This is a genomic window from Ancrocorticia populi (genome assembly GCF_003123745.1).
In the GTDB taxonomy this organism is placed as follows: domain Bacteria; phylum Actinomycetota; class Actinomycetes; order Actinomycetales; family Actinomycetaceae; genus Ancrocorticia; species Ancrocorticia populi.
On the sequence record NZ_QETB01000005.1, the window covers coordinates 101991 to 120812 of the forward strand.

Below are 18822 nucleotides of genomic sequence, written 5' to 3' on the forward strand. Positions count from 1 at the left end.
GCTGGGCCTCTTCCATTAGCGTTATACTTGGCGCCGTGTCAAAAGCTAACAGCAGTTCGGCGGAAGGAACCCCGCTAAACATCGTCATAGTGGTTGCGTGCCTGACAGGGGCATCCCCGCTGGCCACGGACATGTATCTGGCGGCATTCCCTGCGATGAGGAGCGAGTTTGGCGTCTCCTCCGGTGCTGTTCAGCTCACTATCACTCTGTTCATGCTCGGATTCGGCGTGGGCCAGTATCTGATCGGAGCACTCTCTGACCTGTGGGGGCGCCGCGGCCTACTTCTCGGGGGAACAGTTCTCGCGGTGGCGGGTAGCGTGCTCGCCGCGGTGGCACCGACGATCGAACTCCTGTGGCTTGCCCGGCTCATCCAAGGTTTAGGGACGGCTTCCGGGGCAGTGCTCGGGCGGGCTATCGTGGCGGATACGTCACGGGGCTTCCGGCTGGCCAAGCAGCTCTCACTCATGATGATGATTCAGGGTGTGCTGCCGATCGTTGCGCCAGTGCTCGGATCGCTCCTCGCGGGGGTGATTGGCTGGCGAGGCATCATGTGGGTGATTGCAGGGTACTCGGCTATCCTGTTGGTCTTCGCCATCTTCATTGTGCCTGAGACTCTTCCGGGTGAACGGCGGGCCCGAATCTCCGTGGGACGGGCAATGACCGCACCTCTTGATGTCCTGAGATCTGGGCCTTTCCTGTGCTTTGCTTTAGGCTTCGTGACGGCCTTCGGTGTGCTTTTCGCCTATATCTCAGGATCATCATTTGTACTCCAGAGCGTCTTCGGGCTGAGTCAGACCGGATACGGCCTTGTTTTTACGATCAACGCGCTCGCGATGGTATCGGGTTCGGCGATCAACGCCCGCCTACTGGGACGATTTACACAGCGTCAACTCACTATTGCGGGAACATACGCGTTGGTTGCCGGATGTCTGGCTGCGACTGTCAGCGGCCTTCTTTATCCCAATCTCGCCCTGTTTGTGGGCGCAGTGACTATTGCGTCGCTTGGGGTTGCACACGTGTTGCCGAATCTCACCAGCCTCGGGCTGGCGGCTCTCCCACGGGAGTCTCAGGGCAGTGGATCTGCGGTGATCGGAACAGGCCAAGCGCTTGTTGCGGCTTCAACGGCCCCACTTGTTCAAATCGGTGGCGCAATCTCCCCGCTATCAGTTGGCACGGTAATGTTTTGCTTCTCGCTCCTCACAGTGTGTGCAGTGACCTTCGGCTTTCGGTCCGCTACTTCCGCGGCTTCTTAGGCTCGGGCGGGTCTAGCTCGTAAGCGCCAATCGTTACGTCGCCGCCTTCGGAATTCTCAATTCCGAGTTCGCCGCGCACGTGGGCCGCCTTGACCAGATCGCCGTGGACCAGATCCAGCAAGTCCCTATCTGCCGAATCAACCGCGAGGTTCACCCACGCGTACGAGGTGCGCTGAGAGACCTTGTTCTCCGACTTTACCTTGCGCAGCACGGTCAGGGCCTCGCCAGCCACTCGAATAAGCTCGGGATCAGCGCCCGCGCCCGCCTGCCGGAGTGGCTCCACCTCGGGCCAAGATGCTAGGTGCACTGAAGATGTGCGATACCAGGACCAGACCTCTTCGGTGGCAAACGGGATGAACGGAGCCAACAGGCGGAGGAAGGTGTCCACCGCGATGTTCAGGGCAACCTGAGCGGATTTGGCCGCGGGATCATCCGAGTAAGCGCGGTCCTTGACCAGCTCGAGATAATCGTCGCAGAACGTCCAGAAGTAGGTTTCTGTCAGTTCGAGCGCGCGAGTGTGATCATAGGAATCGAAGGCCTTGGTTGCTCCTTCCACCACGTCCGCCAAACCTGCCAGAACTGCGCGATCCACGGGTTCGGTCACGGCCGAGGGATCCAGATCAACCGCAGCGCCCTCGCCAGCCATGGACAGAGCGAACTTCGAGGCGTTGAGAACCTTCATGGCGAGGCGGCGCCCGATCTTCATCTGCTGCTCGTCAAACGCAGCGTCAACGCCTAGGCGCGCCGAGGCGGCCCAGTAGCGCACCGCATCCGAACCATGCTTTTCAAGCAGATTCATCGGTGTGACCACGTTGCCCTTGGACTTGGACATCTTCTTATGATCGGGGTCAAGAATCCAGCCCGAGATCGCCGCCCGCTTCCACGGGTTCTCCCCGAATTCGAGGTGTGCCCGCACCATTGAGCTAAACAGCCAAGTGCGGATAATATCCTGACCCTGAGGACGAAGATCCATCGGGTAGACGCGCTGGAACAAATCGTCGTCGTTCAACCAACCGGAAACGATCTGCGCACTAAGCGAAGACGTAGCCCACGTATCCATAATGTCAATCTCGCCGGAGAATCCGCCGGGCTGGTCGCGCTGGTCCGCGGTGTAGCCCGCCGGGACGTCGCTGGACGGATCGATCGGGAGCTGATCAGGGGCCGGGGCGATCACCGAATCGAACTGGACCTCGCCGTTATCGGATACCTTGTACCAAACCGGGATGGGCACGCCGAAGAAGCGCTGGCGGGACACGAGCCAATCGGTGTTAAGGCCGTTGACCCAGTTGTCATAACGCACGTGCATGAAATCGGGGTGGAAGGCGAGCTCGTTACCGGCCGAGATCAGGTTCTTGCGCAGATCCTTGCCATTAGCTTCTGCGTAAGGGCGGCCGCCGTTGCGGATGTACCACTGGCGGGAGGTGACGATTTCGAGCGGCTTATCGCCCTTCTCGAAGAAGTTCGTCATGCGCTGGGTGGGCTTGGCTTCGCCAATCATCTCGCCGGAAGCCTGAAGCGCCTCAACGAGCGCCTTGCGGGCGGAGAAGGTGGTCTTGCCAGCCATCTGCTCGTACATCTCGCGTCCGGACGGATCTGTGATCCAGTCCGGGGTATCGCGGATGATTCGGCCATCCTTCCCCAGAACTGGGCGAGTGGGCAGTGAGAGTTCGCGCCACCACTGGACGTCCGTGAGGTCACCGAACGTACAGCACATGGCGATGCCGGCGCCCTTGTCCATCTCCGCCGCAGGGTGGGCCACAACGGGCAGTCGCACGCCGAACACCGGAGAGGTTACGTAGGTTCCGAACAGGTGCTGGTAGCGATCGTCATCGGGATGGGCGATAAGGGCCACGCACGCGGGCAGAAGCTCGGGGCGAGTGGTTTCGATGATGACGTCCTCGCCATCCTCACCGTGGAAGGCAACGGCGTGGTAGGCGCCGGGGTATTCGCGGGCTTCAAGCTCCGCCTGAGCAACCGCGGTCTGGAATGTGACATCCCACAAGCCTGGGGCCTGGTCCTGATAGGCCTCGCCACGCTCTAGGTTCTTCAGGAATGCGGCCTGAGCAACTTTCTGAGCCTTCGCGCCGATAGTCTGATAATGCTGATGCCAATCTACGGAAAGGCCGAGGCGGCGCCACAGCTCCTCGAACTGGCCCTCATCGGTTTCCGTCAGCTTCCAGCAGAGCTCGATGAAGTTACGGCGTGAGATCGGCTGCTGATCGGCGAACTTAATGGACTTGCCGTCGCCGCCATCGTGCGGCGCGACGAAGTCCGGATCGTACGGAAGTGAGGGATCGCAGCGCACGCCATAGTAGTTCTGGACGCGGCGCTCGGTGGGTAGGCCATTATCATCCCAGCCCATGGGGTAGAACACGGACTTGCCGCGCATGCGCTGGTAGCGCGCAACCGTATCGGTGTGCGTGTAAGAGAATACGTGACCGATGTGGAGCGAACCCGAAACCGTCGGCGGGGGAGTATCGATCGAATACACCGTCTCACGTGTGGCGCTCCGATCGAACGCGTAGGTCTGCTCATCGTCCCAGCGGCTGGTCCACCGCTCTTCGATGCCATCGAGGTTCGCACGATCCGGTACCTCCGTGTGAGCGAGGAGTTCGGACCGCTTCTTATTCGTCGAATCAGTCATGTTGAGTATTCTCCCACGAACGAAGCGCTTCCCCCAGCTGGGCGCCGGACAAGTAGGCTATGACACATGTACATGGTGGCCCCAGTTCGCGGCATCCCTGCCCTCACGATGGGTGACGACGTATGCGCCGTTATCTCCGCATCCCTGAACACACTCGTCTGGCCGGACGGAGGACTATCCGTTTGGGGCGACGACGTCATTGTGATCGCGGGCAAGATCATCGCGAAAGCGCAGGGACGGTACACGCATCGTGACGAACTCATGGTGGAGCGGTTCGAGGAATTCGATTCCCGCAACCTCCTCATGTTCCGGAATGTGCCCCGGCGGATGGCGCTTTTCCGGCCAGAGAACCCCGATGAGGAGGCAGCAACGATCCGGCGCGGATTCGCCGCACGTTTTGGTGGGCGTCCCGGTGTGATCATCTCTGGGTCCGAAAAGGAACGCTCGCGGGGGCGCGGCCGGCGGGATGTGGCCCTCGGGAGCGCCGGGATCGATCTAACAACCGAGGCTGGCGAGGCCATCGTTGATTCGCTGGCCGCGATGGGAGGGTTAGCGATGAACCAATTCCCCGACTGCCCCGTTGCGGTTATCCGTGGGGCTCAGGGGATCCTGAAGTGGGAGGACTAGTTGCCTTGGAGCGCGATATCGCGGTCGATTGCGGCTTGAACACCCTTGACCGTGGCGCGCCCAAAGCCCGCTTCCTCTAGCGCTACCACGCCGGCAACCGTAGTGCCGCCGGGGGATTGGACCAGGTCAGCGAGGTTCGCTGGGGTCTCGGCGCGCTCTTGAACTAGCGAGGCCGCTCCTACTACCGCCTGGGTGGCGATCCGCACGGCCTGAGCCTTAGGTAGGCCGTTGGCCACGGCTGCGCGGGCCATCGCATCGATGTACTCGAAGGTGAAGGCCGGCGAACAACCCGCGATCGCGGCGAACGTTGCAAAATCCTTCTCCGCGAGAATCTCCGTCTGCCCTACGGCATCAAACACTTCTTGGACTTCAGCGAGCTGGTCCGCGGAGACGTGATCGTTCGGGCACAGGGCACTCATCGATTGGCCAATCTGCGCGGCTACGTTTGGCATTACGCGGACGATCGGCTGGCCGGGCTCGAGGTGGGCGGCGAGGGTTTCGATGGTAGTTCCCGCCGCGATGGATACCAACACGGTGGAGCCGGCTGCGCTCGCGATCTCGTCCAGCACCGAGCTGATGACGTTCGGCTTGACCGCCAGAATCACCACGCTGGCCTCCTGGACAACCTCGATGTTGGTGGCATGGCGCGCACCAGTCTCCTCGGTTAGCGCGCGGGCCCGTTCTTCGTTCGCCTCAGCGAACACGATGTCAGAATGCCCCTTGCTCATAGCCCCCTGCATGATGGCGCTCCCCATCGCGCCAGCTCCAATGAACCCGATCATCGCTTTTCCTCCCGATCAGCACGTTTCATTCTTGAATGTTGACATTGCCTCGTATATAACGAGCCTAACGCATTATTCAAGGACAGAATCCCGTGAGTGAGGCAAAATAGGCCTGCTGGTTACGAGCCGCCCGGTGTTCGTGCCGTCGGATCTGCCGCCTGAGCGATTGCTGGGTTGCCTCCCACTGGTCCCAGATCTGTTTATAGCTCAACTGAGTCACGGTGAAACCCAGATCCCGGAGTGCAAGGTCGCGCCTCCGGTCTTGCTCATATGTGTACCGATTTGAGTGGTGTCTCTTTCTGTCGCACTGCACTACGAGGCAGTCGCCTACCACTAGGTCAACACGCCCCACGCCATCGATCTCCACTTGCGCCCGAACCTTCACGCCCATCCGCTGAAAGAGGTAACGAACACGCGTCTCGCTGCCGGATTGGGCCCAATCTAGGTAGTGCCGGACAACTTGGGTGCGTTGTGGTAATTCGGCGATGATTGTAGCGATTTCCCCGCGCGCTAGGAGACCTAAATTGATGCCGGATTCGGCTACAACCAGCCCGGTTTCTGAATCGTGGTGCTTCCAGACTTGAGTAATGCAATCGGATAGGGTGCAGACGGCAGATGCGGGAAGAGGCCCGGAGGAATGATGAACGATGTAATCCGAGCCGAGGCACGGCTTGCGCCCATCGCTATACACAACGTGTGTTCCTCGAAATGTTGGTACCCAGAGCCCGTGGGCGGCGCATCCTGACAGGCAGCCAATTCGAGCGTGTACCACCCTCGATTAATTCTTTGGAGTAGCCCCGCTGCCACGAACTCTCCAATCTCGCGTGAGCTGTACTGGGCGAGGAGTTCGCTCCGGGAAAAGACTCGATATTCCGTCATGAGGTCAGTATGGGAGAGTGCCGCCGCGCGCAACTCTGACGTCACGCCATCTGTGGAAAACTTTCGCGCACGGGCATCTGGGGATACAGCGAGACGCGGCAAAACGTGGTGGAATATGGCTAACGAAAACGGGAGGACATCATGGCAAGGATCGTTGTAACAGGAGCATCAACCGGGATCGGAGAGGCCACGGTTCGGCGCCTGACGGCAGAAGGTTACGAGGTTATAGCAACGGCTCGCCGCGAGGCCCGGCTTACCAGCCTGTCGGAGCAGACGGGATGCAGCCATTTCGCCGCGGATCTGACCAAGCAAGAGGATATCGATGCTCTGGTCGCATTCCTCGGAGATGGCCCGGTTGCCGGCCTAGTCAATGTTGCCGGCGGTGCACTCGGCCAAGACCCCGTGGCCGAGGGCAAGGTCACCGATTGGCAGCGGATGTACGAGATCAACGTGATTGCCACCCTGCGCCTCACGCAAGCACTCCTACCTCAGTTCAGGGAGAAAGGCGGCGATCTAGTGTTCCTCACGTCCACAGCCGCCCACGAAACCTATCCCGGGGGCGCCGGCTATACGGCCGCCAAGCACGCGGAGCGCATGATCGCCAACACGCTGCGAATCGAGCTGGTGGGAGAACCCGTCCGCATCGTTGAGATCGCGCCAGGAATGGTGAAGACGGAAGAGTTTTCGAAGAACCGCCTGGGCGGGGAAGCTGCAGCCGAGAAGGTCTATCAAGGAGTTGCCGAGCCGCTGGTGGCCGAGGACATCGCAGACATCATCTTCTGGACCTTATCCCGTCCCAAGCACGTGAATATCGATCTGGTTCAGGTGCGCCCCGTGGCCCAAGCCAACAGCTGGACGGTGGCCCGCGAACCGGACGCCGCTCCCGCGAAGATCCCGCGCACGGCGCTGGATTCGATCAAGTAGGGATCAAGTAGCAAACCGCACACCCCCGGGGAGTGGAAGCCGGTGAGCCCACACGGCTACACTGGCCCCAGTTGTGTTGATCCGGCTAGACGCTTGACGTCTAGGTATCACCGGGGAGCATTCGGAAGAACGGGTTGCCGTCGTCGTCAATAAAACGGCGCCCTAGTAGAACCGGACGGATGGACTCGAATCGTCCCCAATGAGCGGCCGCGGCAGCGGCAAGCGAGGTGGTACCGCGGCCTGGCGAGAAGCCGGATCGTCCTCGTGTGGCAGAACACGACGAGGAGAGACATGGCCGAGCAAGCCCACTACCCGCTCCACCGCGATGGCGATGTGAGCGCGTCACCTTCATTCCCGCAGATGGAAGAGGAGGTGCTGGCGTATTGGGAAAAGGACGGCACCTTCCAAGCATCGATTGATAACCGTCCCGCCGGCCCCAACGGCTCCAACGAGTTCGTTTTCTATGACGGCCCGCCATTTGCCAACGGCCTGCCGCACTACGGCCACCTGTTGACCGGCTACGTCAAGGACGTGGTGGGGCGCTACCAGACGATGCGCGGCAAGCACGTGGAGCGCCGCTTTGGCTGGGATACGCACGGCCTGCCCGCCGAACTAGAAGCGGAAAAGACCCTTGGGATCACCGATAAATCGGAGATCGAGGGACCGAACGGTATCGGCATCCGCGCGTTCAACGAAGCGGCCCGCGGGGGCGTCATGAAGTACGCAACCGAGTGGCAGCATTACGTGACGCGGCAGGCGCGCTGGGTGGATTTCGAGAACGATTACAAGACCATGGACGCCGAGTTCATGGAATCGGTGATCTGGGCGTTCAAACAGATGTATGACAAGGGGCTGATCTATGACGGCTTCCGGGTTCTGCCATACTGCTGGAACGATGAAACCCCGCTGGCCAACCATGAGCTCAAGATGGATGATGACATCTATCAGGATCGCACCGATCAGACGGTCACGGTGGGCCTGCGCCTTGAGACCGGTGAGCTGGCGCTGATCTGGACCACCACACCGTGGACGCTGCCCTCAAACCTTGCCATCGCGGTGGGCCCGGATATCGATTACGTGACGGTCCGCCCGTCCGAGGGTGTGCTCGCGGGCGAAAGTGTCGTTCTGGCCGAGGCGCTTCTGCCGTCCTACGCGAAGGAGCTTGGCGAGGAACCCGAGGTGCTCGCGCGCTTCAAGGGCTCCGAGCTGGTCGGGCGGCGCTACGCCCCGATCTTTGACTACTTCGATACGCCCGAGCGCCGCGCCGAAGGTGAGGCTCCCGGCCCAAACGCATGGACCATCATCCCCGGCGATTTCGTCACCACTGAGGACGGCACCGGCCTTGTCCACATCGCACCAGCCTTCGGTGAAGATGACATGAACGCATGCCGCGCCCTCGGCATCCGCCCCGTTGTGCCAGTAGACGATAGCGGCAAGTTCACCTCCGAGGTGCCGGACTATGCCGGCGAGCAGGTGTTTGACGCGAACCGCCTCGTGATTGCCGATCTGCGCGACGGGACCGGGAATCTGGCAGGCCGGGACGGGGCCGAGCGTGCGGTTTTGGTCAAGCAGGCCTCCTACACCCACTCCTATCCCCACTGCTGGCGCTGCCGCGAGCCCCTCATCTACAAGGCCGTGAGCTCCTGGTTCGTGGCCGTGACCGAGTTCCGCGACCGCATGGTTGAACTCAACCAGCAGATCACCTGGGTGCCCGAACATATCAAGGACGGCATCTTCGGTAACTGGCTCGCTGGCGCTCGCGATTGGTCCATCTCCCGTACGAGGTTCTGGGGTTCCCCTATCCCCGTATGGAAGTCCGATAACCCAGAGTATCCTCGTGTGGACGTTTACGGTTCCCTTGCGGAGATTGAGGGAGACTTCGGGCGCGTTCCGCGTAACGACGACGGCGAAGTGGACTTCCACCGGCCCTACATTGACGAGCTCGTTCGGCCGAACCCGGATGATCCCACAGGCAAGTCCACGATGCGGCGCGTGCCGGACGTGTTGGACACGTGGTTCGATTCCGGATCCATGCCCTACGCGCAGGTGCACTACCCGTTCGAGAACCAGGACTGGTTCGAAGATCATTACCCGGGCGATTTCATCGTTGAGTACATCGGGCAGACTCGCGGATGGTTCTACAACCTCCACGTGCTGGCCACAGCGATCTTCGATAAGCCGTCCTTCCTCAACTGCGTTTCCCACGGCATCGTTCTGGGGGATGACGGGCGGAAGATGAGCAAGTCCCTGCGCAACTATCCCGATCCGCTGCGCGTGTTTGACGAATACGGTTCGGACGCCATGCGCTGGTTCCTGATGAGCTCGCCGGTGGTTCGCGGCGGAAACCTGATCGTGACCGAGGATGCGATCCGCGATACCGTTCGCCAGATCATCCTTCCTCTGTGGAACGCCTACTACTTCTTCACGCTGTACGCAGGAGCCTGCAACGATGGTGATGGTTATGTGGCCAAGGAAGTAGACGCGGCGGATGTGGCTGGACTGGACGTTCAGGACCGCTACCTGCTGGCACATACGAAGCGTCTGTCCGATTCCGTGCGCGAGCTGCTGGACGCCTATGACATTCCGGAGGCAACCGCTGGCGTGCGCGAGTACCTCGACATCCTGACGAACTGGTACGTGCGCACCTCGCGCGATCGCTTCTGGAGCGAGGATACTCAGGCGTTCGATACTCTTTACACCGCGCTCAAGGTGCTTAGCGAGGTTTCTGCTCCGCTACTTCCGCTGCTCTCCGAGGAGATCTGGCGTGGGCTGACCGGTGGACGCTCGGTGCACCTGACGGATTGGCCGGAGCTCCCCGAATCAGTGGCCGACGATGCACTGTTGGCGCAGATGGATGAGGTCCGCTCCATTGTTTCCGCCGCGCATTCGCTGCGGAAAACGCATAAGCTGCGTGTGCGCCAGCCGCTTCGCACGCTGACGGTTGTGACCGATCAGGATCTGAGTGACTACACCGGCCTCATTGCGGGTGAGGTGAACGTGAAGTCCGTGGCGCTCAAGGACGTTGAGTCTTCGGGCATGAAGGTGAATCATGAGCTCGCAGTCTTGCCGCGTGAGCTGGATCCGGCCATGCGTAAACTGACCTCCGCGTTATTCAAAGCCGCCAAGCAAGGCGACTGGGAGGAAGTTGACGGCGGGGTACGGCTCAATGTGGGCGACGGCGTGGTTTTGGGCGAGGGCCAGTACACCCTCACCAGTCAGGTTGTGTCCGAAGAGGGAAGCGTGGCCTCGATGCTGCCTTCGGGCGCCTTCATCGCACTCGATACGGAGATCGATGCGGAGCTAGAAGCCGAAGGGTATGCCCGCGACGTCGTTCGTGCGGTGCAGGATGAGCGCAAGCGCGCCGGACTGCACGTGGCAGATCGTATCGCCTTGACACTGACCGTCCCAGACGATCGAGTTGCGGCGGTTCAGAGCCATCTGGAGTTCATCAGCTCCGAAACTCTTGCCCTCGCGGCCTCGGTGGCCGGCGGGGCCAGCGATATTCAGGTTCACGTAGAAAAGGTGGAGCGCTAAGTCCAATGGGTAACGCTATGGATGATCAGACCAGTACGCCAAGCGCCGCAAGTGCCGAGGAGCACGAAGATGCGGAGTTCGATGCCGCCATCAAGGCAGTTGTGTCCTCCGGCTTGATCGCTGGTCCTGATCCCTCCATCGTGGATGAGATCGCGCAGGAGGACGGTCCCGATCCCACCCAAGAGATGGCTGACGACCTCTCGGCGGACATGGAAGTGGATCGGATTTACCGATCGATTCTCACTAGGGCGCCCGAGCACAAGGTGCAGCCGTCTTTGGACCGCGTACGGGATTGCCTGGACCTTATGGGCAACCCGCAGGATTCCTTCCGGGCGATCCATATTACGGGGACCAATGGGAAGACGTCTTCCGCCCGGATGATCGAGGCGTTGCTGCGCGAGCGAGGTTTGCGAACCGGACGTTTCACGTCCCCACACCTGACAACGGTGCGCGAGCGGATCTGCATCGACGGAATAGCCATTTCACGCGACGCGTTCGTTCAGGCGTGGGAGGATGTCTCACCCTTCATCGAGATGGTGGATGCGGCATCGGTTGCCAGCGGTGGGCCTCGGATGAGCTTCTTTGAGGTGTTCACTGTTATGGCATACACCGCGTTCGCTGCGGCGCCTATCGATGTGGCCGTGGTGGAAGTTGGGATGGGCGGCCTGTGGGACGCCACCAACGTCATTGATGCGGATGTTGCGGTACTCGCTCCCGTGGCGATGGACCACGAGCGTTGGCTCGGATCCGCCATTGAGGACATCGCGCACGAGAAGCTGGGCATCGTCAAGGCCGGCAGCGTATTCGTGTGCGCTGAGCAGACGGAGACGGTTGGGCAGATGGCGATTGATCGTGCCGCCGAAGTAGGGGCTCAGCTAGTAATGGCTGGGCCTAGTATGCACGTGATCTCGCGTGAGACCGCCGTTGGCGGCCAGCTTATTTCGGTCCAGACCCCGGCTGCGCGGTACGAGGACATTCCTCTGGCACTGCGAGGCGATTACCAAGCGGATAACGCGGTGCTGGCCATCACCGCAGTCGAGTCCTTCTTCGGGGGACAAGCGCTTGATGGCCTCGTGGTGGAACACGCACTCATGTCAGTGTCCTCACCCGGGCGTTTGGAAGTGGTCCGCTCATCGCCCACGGTGGTAGTGGATGCCGCTCATAACCCCCATGGGGCCGCAGCGACGGCACGCGCTCTTGATGAGTACTACCCGGGGCGCCGAGTAGGTGTTATCGCCATGATGGCTGATAAGGACGTAGAGAGTTATCTCGGAGAGATGGAACCCGTCCTTGAAGAGGTTGTGGTGACGGGTATGCCGTCTGACCGTGCTATGCCGAGCGAGGAACTCGAGGAGATTGCTCGTCGAGTGTTTGGGCCTGACCGTGTACATCGGGTGGACGATCTCCTTTCGGCGATCGATGAGGCCGCGGGTATCGCCGAATCCGATGATTCCGAGCCGATGGTCTCTCCCGCCGTTATTGTTACCGGCTCCATTCAGCTTGTTGCCGAGGCGCGAACGCTCATGGGCAAGCCAGCTCCCGACGGGGCGTAGAACTCCTGCTGTTAGTTTCGTGACGCAGCGCATATGATTGTGGCGATGCGTGTGGCATCACTGAATTGATCAAGGGCAGACAAACGGCCCATAAATCGTACTGTGAGGTGAGACAATAAATCCCATGAGTACAGAACGCATTTTGATTTTGGTCAAGCCAGATGGTGTTCGTCGTAACCTCGTTGGAGAGGTTCTGCGCCGCATCGAAGCCAAGGGGTACACCCTAGAAAACATCGCTTGGAAGAACGCCACATCGGACCTTCTAGCCGAGCATTACAACGAGTTGGTTGATAAGCCCTTCTATCCTGACATCGTGTCCTACATGACGTCCGGGCCGATCGTGGCCGCCGTCTTCAACGGTGCGCAGATCGTAAAGGGCGTTCGCAACCTCGCCGGAGCCACCGATCCAACCAGTGCGGCTCCGGGAACAATCCGTGGCGATCTTGCCCGCGATTGGGGAGATGGGAATGTCGAGAACATCGTTCACGCGTCCGACAGTCCCGAAAACGCAGAAAGAGAAATTGCTCTTTGGTTTGCCTGATAGGCAAGCCACTGGCGATTGCAGGGAGGCACACCAGTGAAGGCATTAATTAATAATCCTCAAGACGTTGTTGTAGAAGTACTAGAGGGATTTGCACGTGCAAACTCCGATCTTGTATCTCTGTACAAGGATCCCAACTGGGTGGGACGTGCGGCGCCCCGCCAGGGAGTCGCAGTGGTTTCGGGTGGAGGTTCGGGCCACGAACCGCTTCACGCGGGATTCGTTGGGGACGGAATGCTTGATGCTGCCGTGCCTGGTCCGATGTTTACCTCTCCCACGCCGGACGCGGTTCTTGCTGCAATCGAAGGTGCTGACAACGGTGCCGGTGTGGTGTGCATCGTGAAAAACTACACCGGAGACGTCCTCAACTTCGAGATGGCTGCCGAACTTGCAGAAGCGAGCGGACACGAGGTACGCAGCGTGCTCGTTGCCGATGACGTTGCGGTTGAGGATTCCACGTTTACCGCTGGACGGCGCGGGGTTGCGGGAACGCTTCTCGTGGAGAAGGTTGCTGGCGCAGTTGCCGCATCCGGTGGCTCTCTCGACGAGGTAGAGGCGGCGGCTAACGCCATGGCTGAGTCGGTACGTTCGATGGGGCTCGCCCTGCGAGGGTGCACGTTGCCTCACGTGGGTGAACCGGGCTTCGAGCTGTCGGACCAAGAGGTTGAGCTGGGAGTTGGGATTCACGGCGAGCCAGGGCGGTCACGCGTTGATATGGCGAGCGCCGATGAGCTGACTGATCAGCTCATGGACGCCATCCTCGCGGATAAGCCTCTGGACGCGGGTGATGCCGTTATCTTGCTAGTTAACGGCATGGGTGCAACTCCCGGATACCAACTCGATATCGTGTTCCGGCGCGTAGCGCAGCGTTTGGACGATGCGGGAATCGTTATTGCTCGTAACCTCGTTGGCAATTACGTGACTAGTTTGGACATGGAAGGCGTGTCCATCACGATCGCCAAAGCGGACGAGAACGTGCTGGCACTCTGGGACGCGCCAGTTCACACGCCGGCATGGCGAAAGGGATGCTGAGAATGGCTCTGAATCAAGAGTGGGTTCTACGGTGGACGGAGCTGGCCACCAGGGCCGCTCAAACCCACCGAGAGGAACTCACGGCACTCGACCGAGCAATCGGGGATGCTGATCATGGTGAGAACCTTGACCGTGGATTCACGGCAGTATCTGAGGCGCTGAGTCAGACTCCGCAGGAAGATCCAGCCCAGACCTTCCGCACGATTGCCATGACCCTCATGTCTAAAGTTGGAGGGGCAGCAGGTCCGCTCCTCGGAACGGCCTATCTGAGATTATCCTCGGCGGCGAAGCCCGCGATGGAGGCTGGCGACGTTGCCGCGATGATTGAGGCTGCGAGCGCTGGTATTCAAGCTCGTGGGCGGGCAACCGAGGGCGAAAAGACGATGGTCGATGCATGGGCACCGGCCTCACGCGCCGCGCAGGAGGCAGCCCAATCGGGTGCCGATTGCGTGGGCGTTCTTCAGGCGGCGGCAAGTGCCGCGGCCAACGGAGCTCAGAACACGCTCGATATGGTAGCAACCAAAGGGCGAGCTTCATATTTAGGGGAGCGGTCCGCGGGTCATCTTGATCCCGGAGCGGTCTCATCATCCTATCTACTCGACGCAGCATTGAAGGCGGCTGATAAAGCATGACAATCGGATTCGTATTAGTTTCTCATTCAAAGGAGGCGGCCGAAGCCGTCGCTAAGCTGGCCGCGGAGATGGCACCGGATGTGCAGATAGTTCCCGTTGGAGGAAACTCTGACGGGGGCTTTGGAACCGATGTTGCTCAGGTTCTCGATGCGTGCGATACCGTAGAGATCAACTGTGAACGGGTCATCATCATGGCGGATCTTGGTTCGGCCCGTATGGCAGCCGAAATGGCGGTTGAGGCTGGCATCAATGCCTCCGATGGGACGCCACGCCGCGTGATGGGTCCCGGTCCCTTCCTCGAAGGATCGGTTTCTGGAACTGCGGCCGCGCAGGGAGGTGCGCGCCTCGCTCAGGTAGTGCGTGCAATCGCTTCCGCGTTGGCTTACTGGCGTGATTACAAGCTCCCGGAGAAGGAACACACCGAGGAAAAGACATCGGACGGTTTTCAGACTCAGGTCATGGTAGTGGACGATGCGGGACTTCACGCCCGTCCGGCCGCAGTTCTCGCACAGTTGGTGATGGAAGAGCCGGTAAGGATCTTCATCAACAACGTGGCTGGCGATTCCATGATGGAGATCTTGCTCCTCGGGGTTCAGAAGGGTGAGCGCGTCATTGTCTCTAGCCCGGACCGTGGATCCGAGGAATCAGTCAAGAGGATTGCTGCAGCCATAGCCGGCGGGCTCTCGTAATAACCATTCACAGAAGGGAGGAACCCGGCCCTCGCGGCGGGTTCCTCCCTTTCGTGAGGATCCGTGCATGTACCTTAAATCTTTGACGCTTCGGGGCTTCAAGTCCTTTGCCTCGTCAACAACCATGCGTTTCGAACCGGGGATTAATTGTGTTGTTGGCCCCAACGGTTCGGGCAAATCCAATGTTGTTGATGCGCTTGCCTGGGTAATGGGTGAACAGGGCGCCAAGAACATGCGCGGGGGAGCGATGGCGGACGTCATCTTCGCCGGCACCTCCCAAAAACCCGCACTGGGGCGCGCCGAAGTGTCGCTGAGCATTGACAACTCGGATGGTGCCCTACCAATCGATTACCGCGAGGTCACTATCTCGCGCACCCTCTTCCGATCAGGTGGATCGGAATATGCGATCAACGGGACAGCGTGCCGTCTCCTCGATATCCAAGAGTTGCTCTCCGATACCGGTATGGGCAAGGAGATGCACGTGATCATCGGGCAGGGAAAGCTCGACGAGGTTCTGACTTCCTCAGCGGAGGACCGGCGGGGCTTCGTGGAAGAGGCGGCCGGGCTCCTCAAACACCGCAAGCGAAAAGAAAAGGCGCTACGTAAGCTTGATTCAATGCAGGGATCTCTTACTCGAATAGAGGACCTCACGGTTGAGTTGCGTCGGCAGATGGGCCCGCTCGCCCGGCAAGCAGATGCGGCCCGCAAAGCCGGCGTAATTCAGGCTGAACTGCGCGATGCCAAGGCCAGAATTCTTGCCGATGACCTGGCGCAACAGCAGGCTCGGCTTGCCTCCCATTCGGTCAACGATCAAAAGATTGCGGCCGCGCGGGCGGAGAACTCCCAGAAGCTGGAGGAGGCACGCTCTGAGCTCAGCCAGTTAGAACACCTTGCATCGCAGTCACGCCCGGCAACGGCCTATCTGGGCCAGCAGGCGGAGAAGCTGGGATCCCTCGAAGAACGCTATAGGTCGCTCGGAGATTTAGCGCGTGAGCGGCAAAGGTCGCTCGCGCAGGCAGCCAGCCCGGACTATCGGGGCGAGCAGCCAAGTGAGATTCGCGAACGCGCGGAACGTGCGCGCACTGAAGAAGAACAGCTCAATAGCTCGGTTCGCGAAGCCGCCGCGGACCTTGAGATACATGTGGCGTTGCGCGAACAGCTGGAGAGCAAAGAGCGGGAGCTAGAGCAGGAGATCTCCCGGCTGAATAAGGAGATAGCCCAGAGTAGGGAGAGGGCTGTACGGCATCAGGGCAAGATCTCCACCACTCAGGCGCGAATCGAGGCACTGACGGCTGAACATGAGCGCGTATCCGTTTCCTCTCAGAGTGCTCACGATCGTGCAGCGGCTGCCGCAGAGAAGGCGACGGAGATCGCGGAGGGGTTGGCTCTCCTCGAATCGGATGAGCGTTCGCCAGAGTATGACGAGGCCATGAGTCAGCTCACCGAATCGCGAGAGCGCTTGCGTGAGCTCCGCGGCGAGGAACAGGCGGCACGCGAGGAGCTGGCCAGCTTATCCTCAAGGGTAGATGTACTGTTCATGTCCCTTGAACCGGAGGACGCCACCGCATGGGTTATGGAACATGGGCATGATGCCAAGCTTCTAGCACAATCACTTGGGGCACGGTCCGGCTGGGAATCGGCGCTAGACGTTGCGCTGTTGGGTGCTGCTGGAGGCTTGATCCTCCCGGACCTCGATCGGGCGATGGAGATTCTGGCGCAGTTGCGGGAGGCGAATCAGGGCCACGTTGTGATGACGGTACTCGGGAATGCCCATGCGGATGAATCCGCAGAGGCTGCAGCAGATAGCGCCACCCGCGCGATCAAGACACTTAGGTTGCCGGCAACCAAGGCCATCAGAGCGATAGACGCGATCGAGGCACCCGAGGAAGTTCGAGCGGCGCTCGCTGGTTGGATTGCCGGGACAGTCCTTGCAGCGGATGCTGAGACGGCTTACGAGTTGGTGAGATCGGGTGCCCCGCGTGCGGTTACCGCCGTTGGAGACGTGATGACGGCCCACCACGTTTCGGCAGGCGGGGAATCGCCATCGGTTCTGGCGCGGAAGAGCGCCTACGAGGCAGCGCGGGACGCCGTGGCTGAGGCCGCCCAGAACCTTAACACTGTGCGTGAAGCGCTCGAAGGAGTGAAGGCCGAAGTAGCCTCGCTAACCACACGCGTAGAGGCGTTCGAGGCCCAACAACAGGAGACCGTGGCAGCATACAACGAGCAGAAATCCCAGCTGCGCTACGCCCAGCAGCTTGAGGAGAACGCGAAGGCCGAATCGCAGCGTAACGCTGATCGCACAGCGGCTATCGAGGCGGAACTGAGTGACCGGCGCGTGGAGCTTTCCCGAATGCAGGAACACGATCAACCCGAATCTGCCGATGAAGCCACGTTGCAACTGGCCGAACTTCAAGAGGGTATGGGAGGAGCCCACGAGGCCACGCGTTCCGAGCGTCAGCGAGAGACGGAGGCACGGCTTACCCTACGAACCAGCGAGGAGCGCTTGCGCGCCGTTACTGGCAAGTCTGAGGCCCTCATGCGGCAGGCCGAAGCCGCTGAGGATCGGATTGCGCGGGCTAAGCGTGCTGCGTTCCGGCGTGAGGAAGCATCTCATGTTGCAGAGCAGGTGGCCGGTAACTGTGCCCGCGCGCTAGCTGCGGTGCAGTCACTGCGCGAATCGGTAGTGAGCGAACGCGCCCTACGATTAGGGGACCAAGAAGGCATTGAAAACCAATTGGCGGACAATCGGCGTGAACTGGATGCCTTGCAGCAGGAGGCGGCAAAACTTGCAGATTCTGGCCATCAAAGCGAGCTCATGCAAGCGGAGTACCGTCTGCGATACGAGCAGCTCGCGGCGCGGGCTTCTCAGGAGCTAGGAATTGATGCTCAGGTGCTAGTTGACGAATATGGCCCACAGCTCCCGGTACCTATGCCCGATGGAGAGGTTCCATACGTCCGTGCCGAGCAGGAGCAGCGCCTTGGAAAGGCTGAGCGAGCGATCGCGCGGTTGGGGAAGATCAATCCGCTGGCGCTCGAAGAGCATGCCGCGCTGGAGGAGCGCCAGCGCTACCTCAGCGATCAGCTTGCCGACTTGAAGAAGTCCCGTGAGGACCTGCTTAGTATCGTCAAGGATGTAGATCGCCACGTGCACGAAATTCTCACGCAGGCACTGGCCGATGTTTCGGCAACGTTCATCGAAGTGTTCGCACGGCTTTTCCCGGGGGGAGAGGGCCGTCTGGTGCTTACAGACCCCGATAACCCACTGACAACCGGCATAGAGATCGAGGCCCGCCCACCGGGTAAGCGCGTCAAGCGGCTCTCTCTGCTATCGGGAGGGGAGCGTTCGCTCACCGCAATCGCCTTCCTCGTCGCTATCTTTATGGCGCGCCCATCACCTTTCTATGTGATGGACGAGGTGGAGGCGGCCCTCGATGATACGAACCTTTCGCGGCTTCTTGATGTGTTTCGCGAACTTCAGCAAAACTCTCAATTGCTTGTGATTACGCACCAGAAGCGGACGATGGAAATCGCGGATACACTGTACGGCATTTCGATGCAGGATTCGGGAGTGTCTTCCGTGATCTCGCAGAGGCTTTCCGAACTGACCGAGGCAACCGGTTCGTAGGTGTCGCTAAGACCACGTCCCACGAGGGCACTCCAGAGCGCAGTGTTATTGTGCTGAAACTGGATGATACATTTTCGTTATATTGGCGTGTTCGCGCCTAAAAAGCG

The 18822-nt window shown here is 60.4% G+C and carries 13 protein-coding genes; 10 read left to right on the forward strand and 3 right to left on the reverse strand.

Annotated elements, in window-relative coordinates; translation table 11 throughout:
- The first annotated feature begins 35 nt into the window (after positions 1–35).
- A complete protein-coding gene (locus DD236_RS09685; RefSeq protein ID WP_165819889.1) occupies positions 36–1253 on the forward strand; it encodes a multidrug effflux MFS transporter in 1218 nt (405 codons plus the stop codon).
- Here DD236_RS09685 and valS read toward each other — a convergent pair.
- Positions 1234–3897 (reverse strand): valine--tRNA ligase, encoded by a 2664-nt coding sequence (gene valS / locus DD236_RS09690; RefSeq protein WP_109094196.1) that lies wholly within the window; start codon positions 3895–3897, stop codon positions 1234–1236. The two genes, DD236_RS09685 and valS, sit on opposite strands and share 20 nt — an antisense overlap.
- A 66-nt stretch (positions 3898–3963) precedes the next feature.
- Here valS and DD236_RS09695 point away from each other — a divergent pair, with 66 nt between their 5' ends.
- Positions 3964–4524 (forward strand): coenzyme F420-0:L-glutamate ligase, encoded by a 561-nt coding sequence (locus DD236_RS09695; RefSeq protein WP_109094197.1) that lies wholly within the window; start codon positions 3964–3966, stop codon positions 4522–4524.
- On the opposite strand, the gene proC is transcribed toward DD236_RS09695, so the two are convergent.
- Together proC and DD236_RS09705 are read right to left on the reverse strand one after the other, a co-directional pair.
- The gene (gene proC / locus DD236_RS09700) at positions 4521–5306 is read right to left on the reverse strand and encodes a pyrroline-5-carboxylate reductase (RefSeq protein ID WP_109094198.1); all 786 of its coding nucleotides are present in this window, start codon (positions 5304–5306) and stop codon (positions 4521–4523) included. The genes DD236_RS09695 and proC overlap by 4 nt on opposite strands.
- Positions 5307–5382: 76 nt before the next feature.
- Entirely contained in the window at positions 5383–5997 is a 615-nt protein-coding gene (locus DD236_RS09705; RefSeq protein ID WP_109094199.1) for an endonuclease domain-containing protein, read from the reverse strand.
- A 329-nt stretch (positions 5998–6326) separates the two neighbouring features.
- On the opposite strand from DD236_RS09705, the gene DD236_RS09710 reads away from it, so the two are divergent.
- From DD236_RS09710 to smc, 8 genes are all read left to right on the forward strand, one after another.
- Entirely contained in the window at positions 6327–7109 is a 783-nt protein-coding gene (locus DD236_RS09710) for an SDR family NAD(P)-dependent oxidoreductase (protein ID WP_109094200.1), read from the forward strand.
- Between the two features lie 291 nt (positions 7110–7400).
- Positions 7401–10643, forward strand: a complete 3243-nt coding sequence (ileS, locus tag DD236_RS09715; RefSeq protein ID WP_109094201.1) for an isoleucine--tRNA ligase — start codon at positions 7401–7403, stop codon at positions 10641–10643.
- A gap of 5 nt (positions 10644–10648) precedes the next feature.
- Positions 10649–12196, forward strand: coding sequence for a bifunctional folylpolyglutamate synthase/dihydrofolate synthase (locus DD236_RS09720; protein ID WP_109094202.1), 1548 nt, complete (start codon positions 10649–10651; stop codon positions 12194–12196).
- Between the two features lie 124 nt (positions 12197–12320).
- A complete protein-coding gene (gene ndk / locus DD236_RS09725; RefSeq protein ID WP_109094203.1) occupies positions 12321–12737 on the forward strand; it encodes a nucleoside-diphosphate kinase in 417 nt (138 codons plus the stop codon).
- Between the two features lie 36 nt (positions 12738–12773).
- The gene (dhaK, locus tag DD236_RS09730; protein ID WP_109094204.1) at positions 12774–13769 is read left to right on the forward strand and encodes a dihydroxyacetone kinase subunit DhaK; all 996 of its coding nucleotides are present in this window, start codon (positions 12774–12776) and stop codon (positions 13767–13769) included.
- Positions 13770–13771: 2 nt separating this feature from the next.
- Entirely contained in the window at positions 13772–14401 is a 630-nt protein-coding gene (dhaL, locus tag DD236_RS09735) for a dihydroxyacetone kinase subunit DhaL (RefSeq protein ID WP_109094205.1), read from the forward strand.
- Positions 14398–15090 carry an HPr family phosphocarrier protein gene (locus DD236_RS09740; protein ID WP_109094206.1) on the forward strand — a complete coding sequence of 231 codons (693 nt, stop codon included), beginning with the start codon at positions 14398–14400 and terminating at the stop codon, positions 15088–15090. The genes dhaL and DD236_RS09740 overlap by 4 nt, the downstream gene beginning before the upstream one ends.
- A 67-nt stretch (positions 15091–15157) precedes the next feature.
- Entirely contained in the window at positions 15158–18715 is a 3558-nt protein-coding gene (smc, locus tag DD236_RS09745; RefSeq protein WP_109094207.1) for a chromosome segregation protein SMC, read from the forward strand.
- Positions 18716–18822: the final 107 nt, after the last annotated feature.

Coding starts and splice junctions, on each gene's coding strand:
- valS (WP_109094196.1), bottom strand. CDS start 3,897: ATGACTGATTCGACGAATAAGAAGCGGTCCGAACTCCTCGCTCACACG.
- DD236_RS09695 (WP_109094197.1), top strand. CDS start 3,964: ATGTACATGGTGGCCCCAGTTCGCGGCATCCCTGCCCTCACGATGGGT.
- proC (WP_109094198.1), bottom strand. CDS start 5,306: ATGATCGGGTTCATTGGAGCTGGCGCGATGGGGAGCGCCATCATGCAG.
- DD236_RS09710 (WP_109094200.1), top strand. CDS start 6,327: ATGGCAAGGATCGTTGTAACAGGAGCATCAACCGGGATCGGAGAGGCC.
- ileS (WP_109094201.1), top strand. CDS start 7,401: ATGGCCGAGCAAGCCCACTACCCGCTCCACCGCGATGGCGATGTGAGC.
- DD236_RS09720 (WP_109094202.1), top strand. CDS start 10,649: ATGGGTAACGCTATGGATGATCAGACCAGTACGCCAAGCGCCGCAAGT.
- ndk (WP_109094203.1), top strand. CDS start 12,321: ATGAGTACAGAACGCATTTTGATTTTGGTCAAGCCAGATGGTGTTCGT.
- dhaL (WP_109094205.1), top strand. CDS start 13,772: ATGGCTCTGAATCAAGAGTGGGTTCTACGGTGGACGGAGCTGGCCACC.
- DD236_RS09740 (WP_109094206.1), top strand. CDS start 14,398: ATGACAATCGGATTCGTATTAGTTTCTCATTCAAAGGAGGCGGCCGAA.
- smc (WP_109094207.1), top strand. CDS start 15,158: ATGTACCTTAAATCTTTGACGCTTCGGGGCTTCAAGTCCTTTGCCTCG.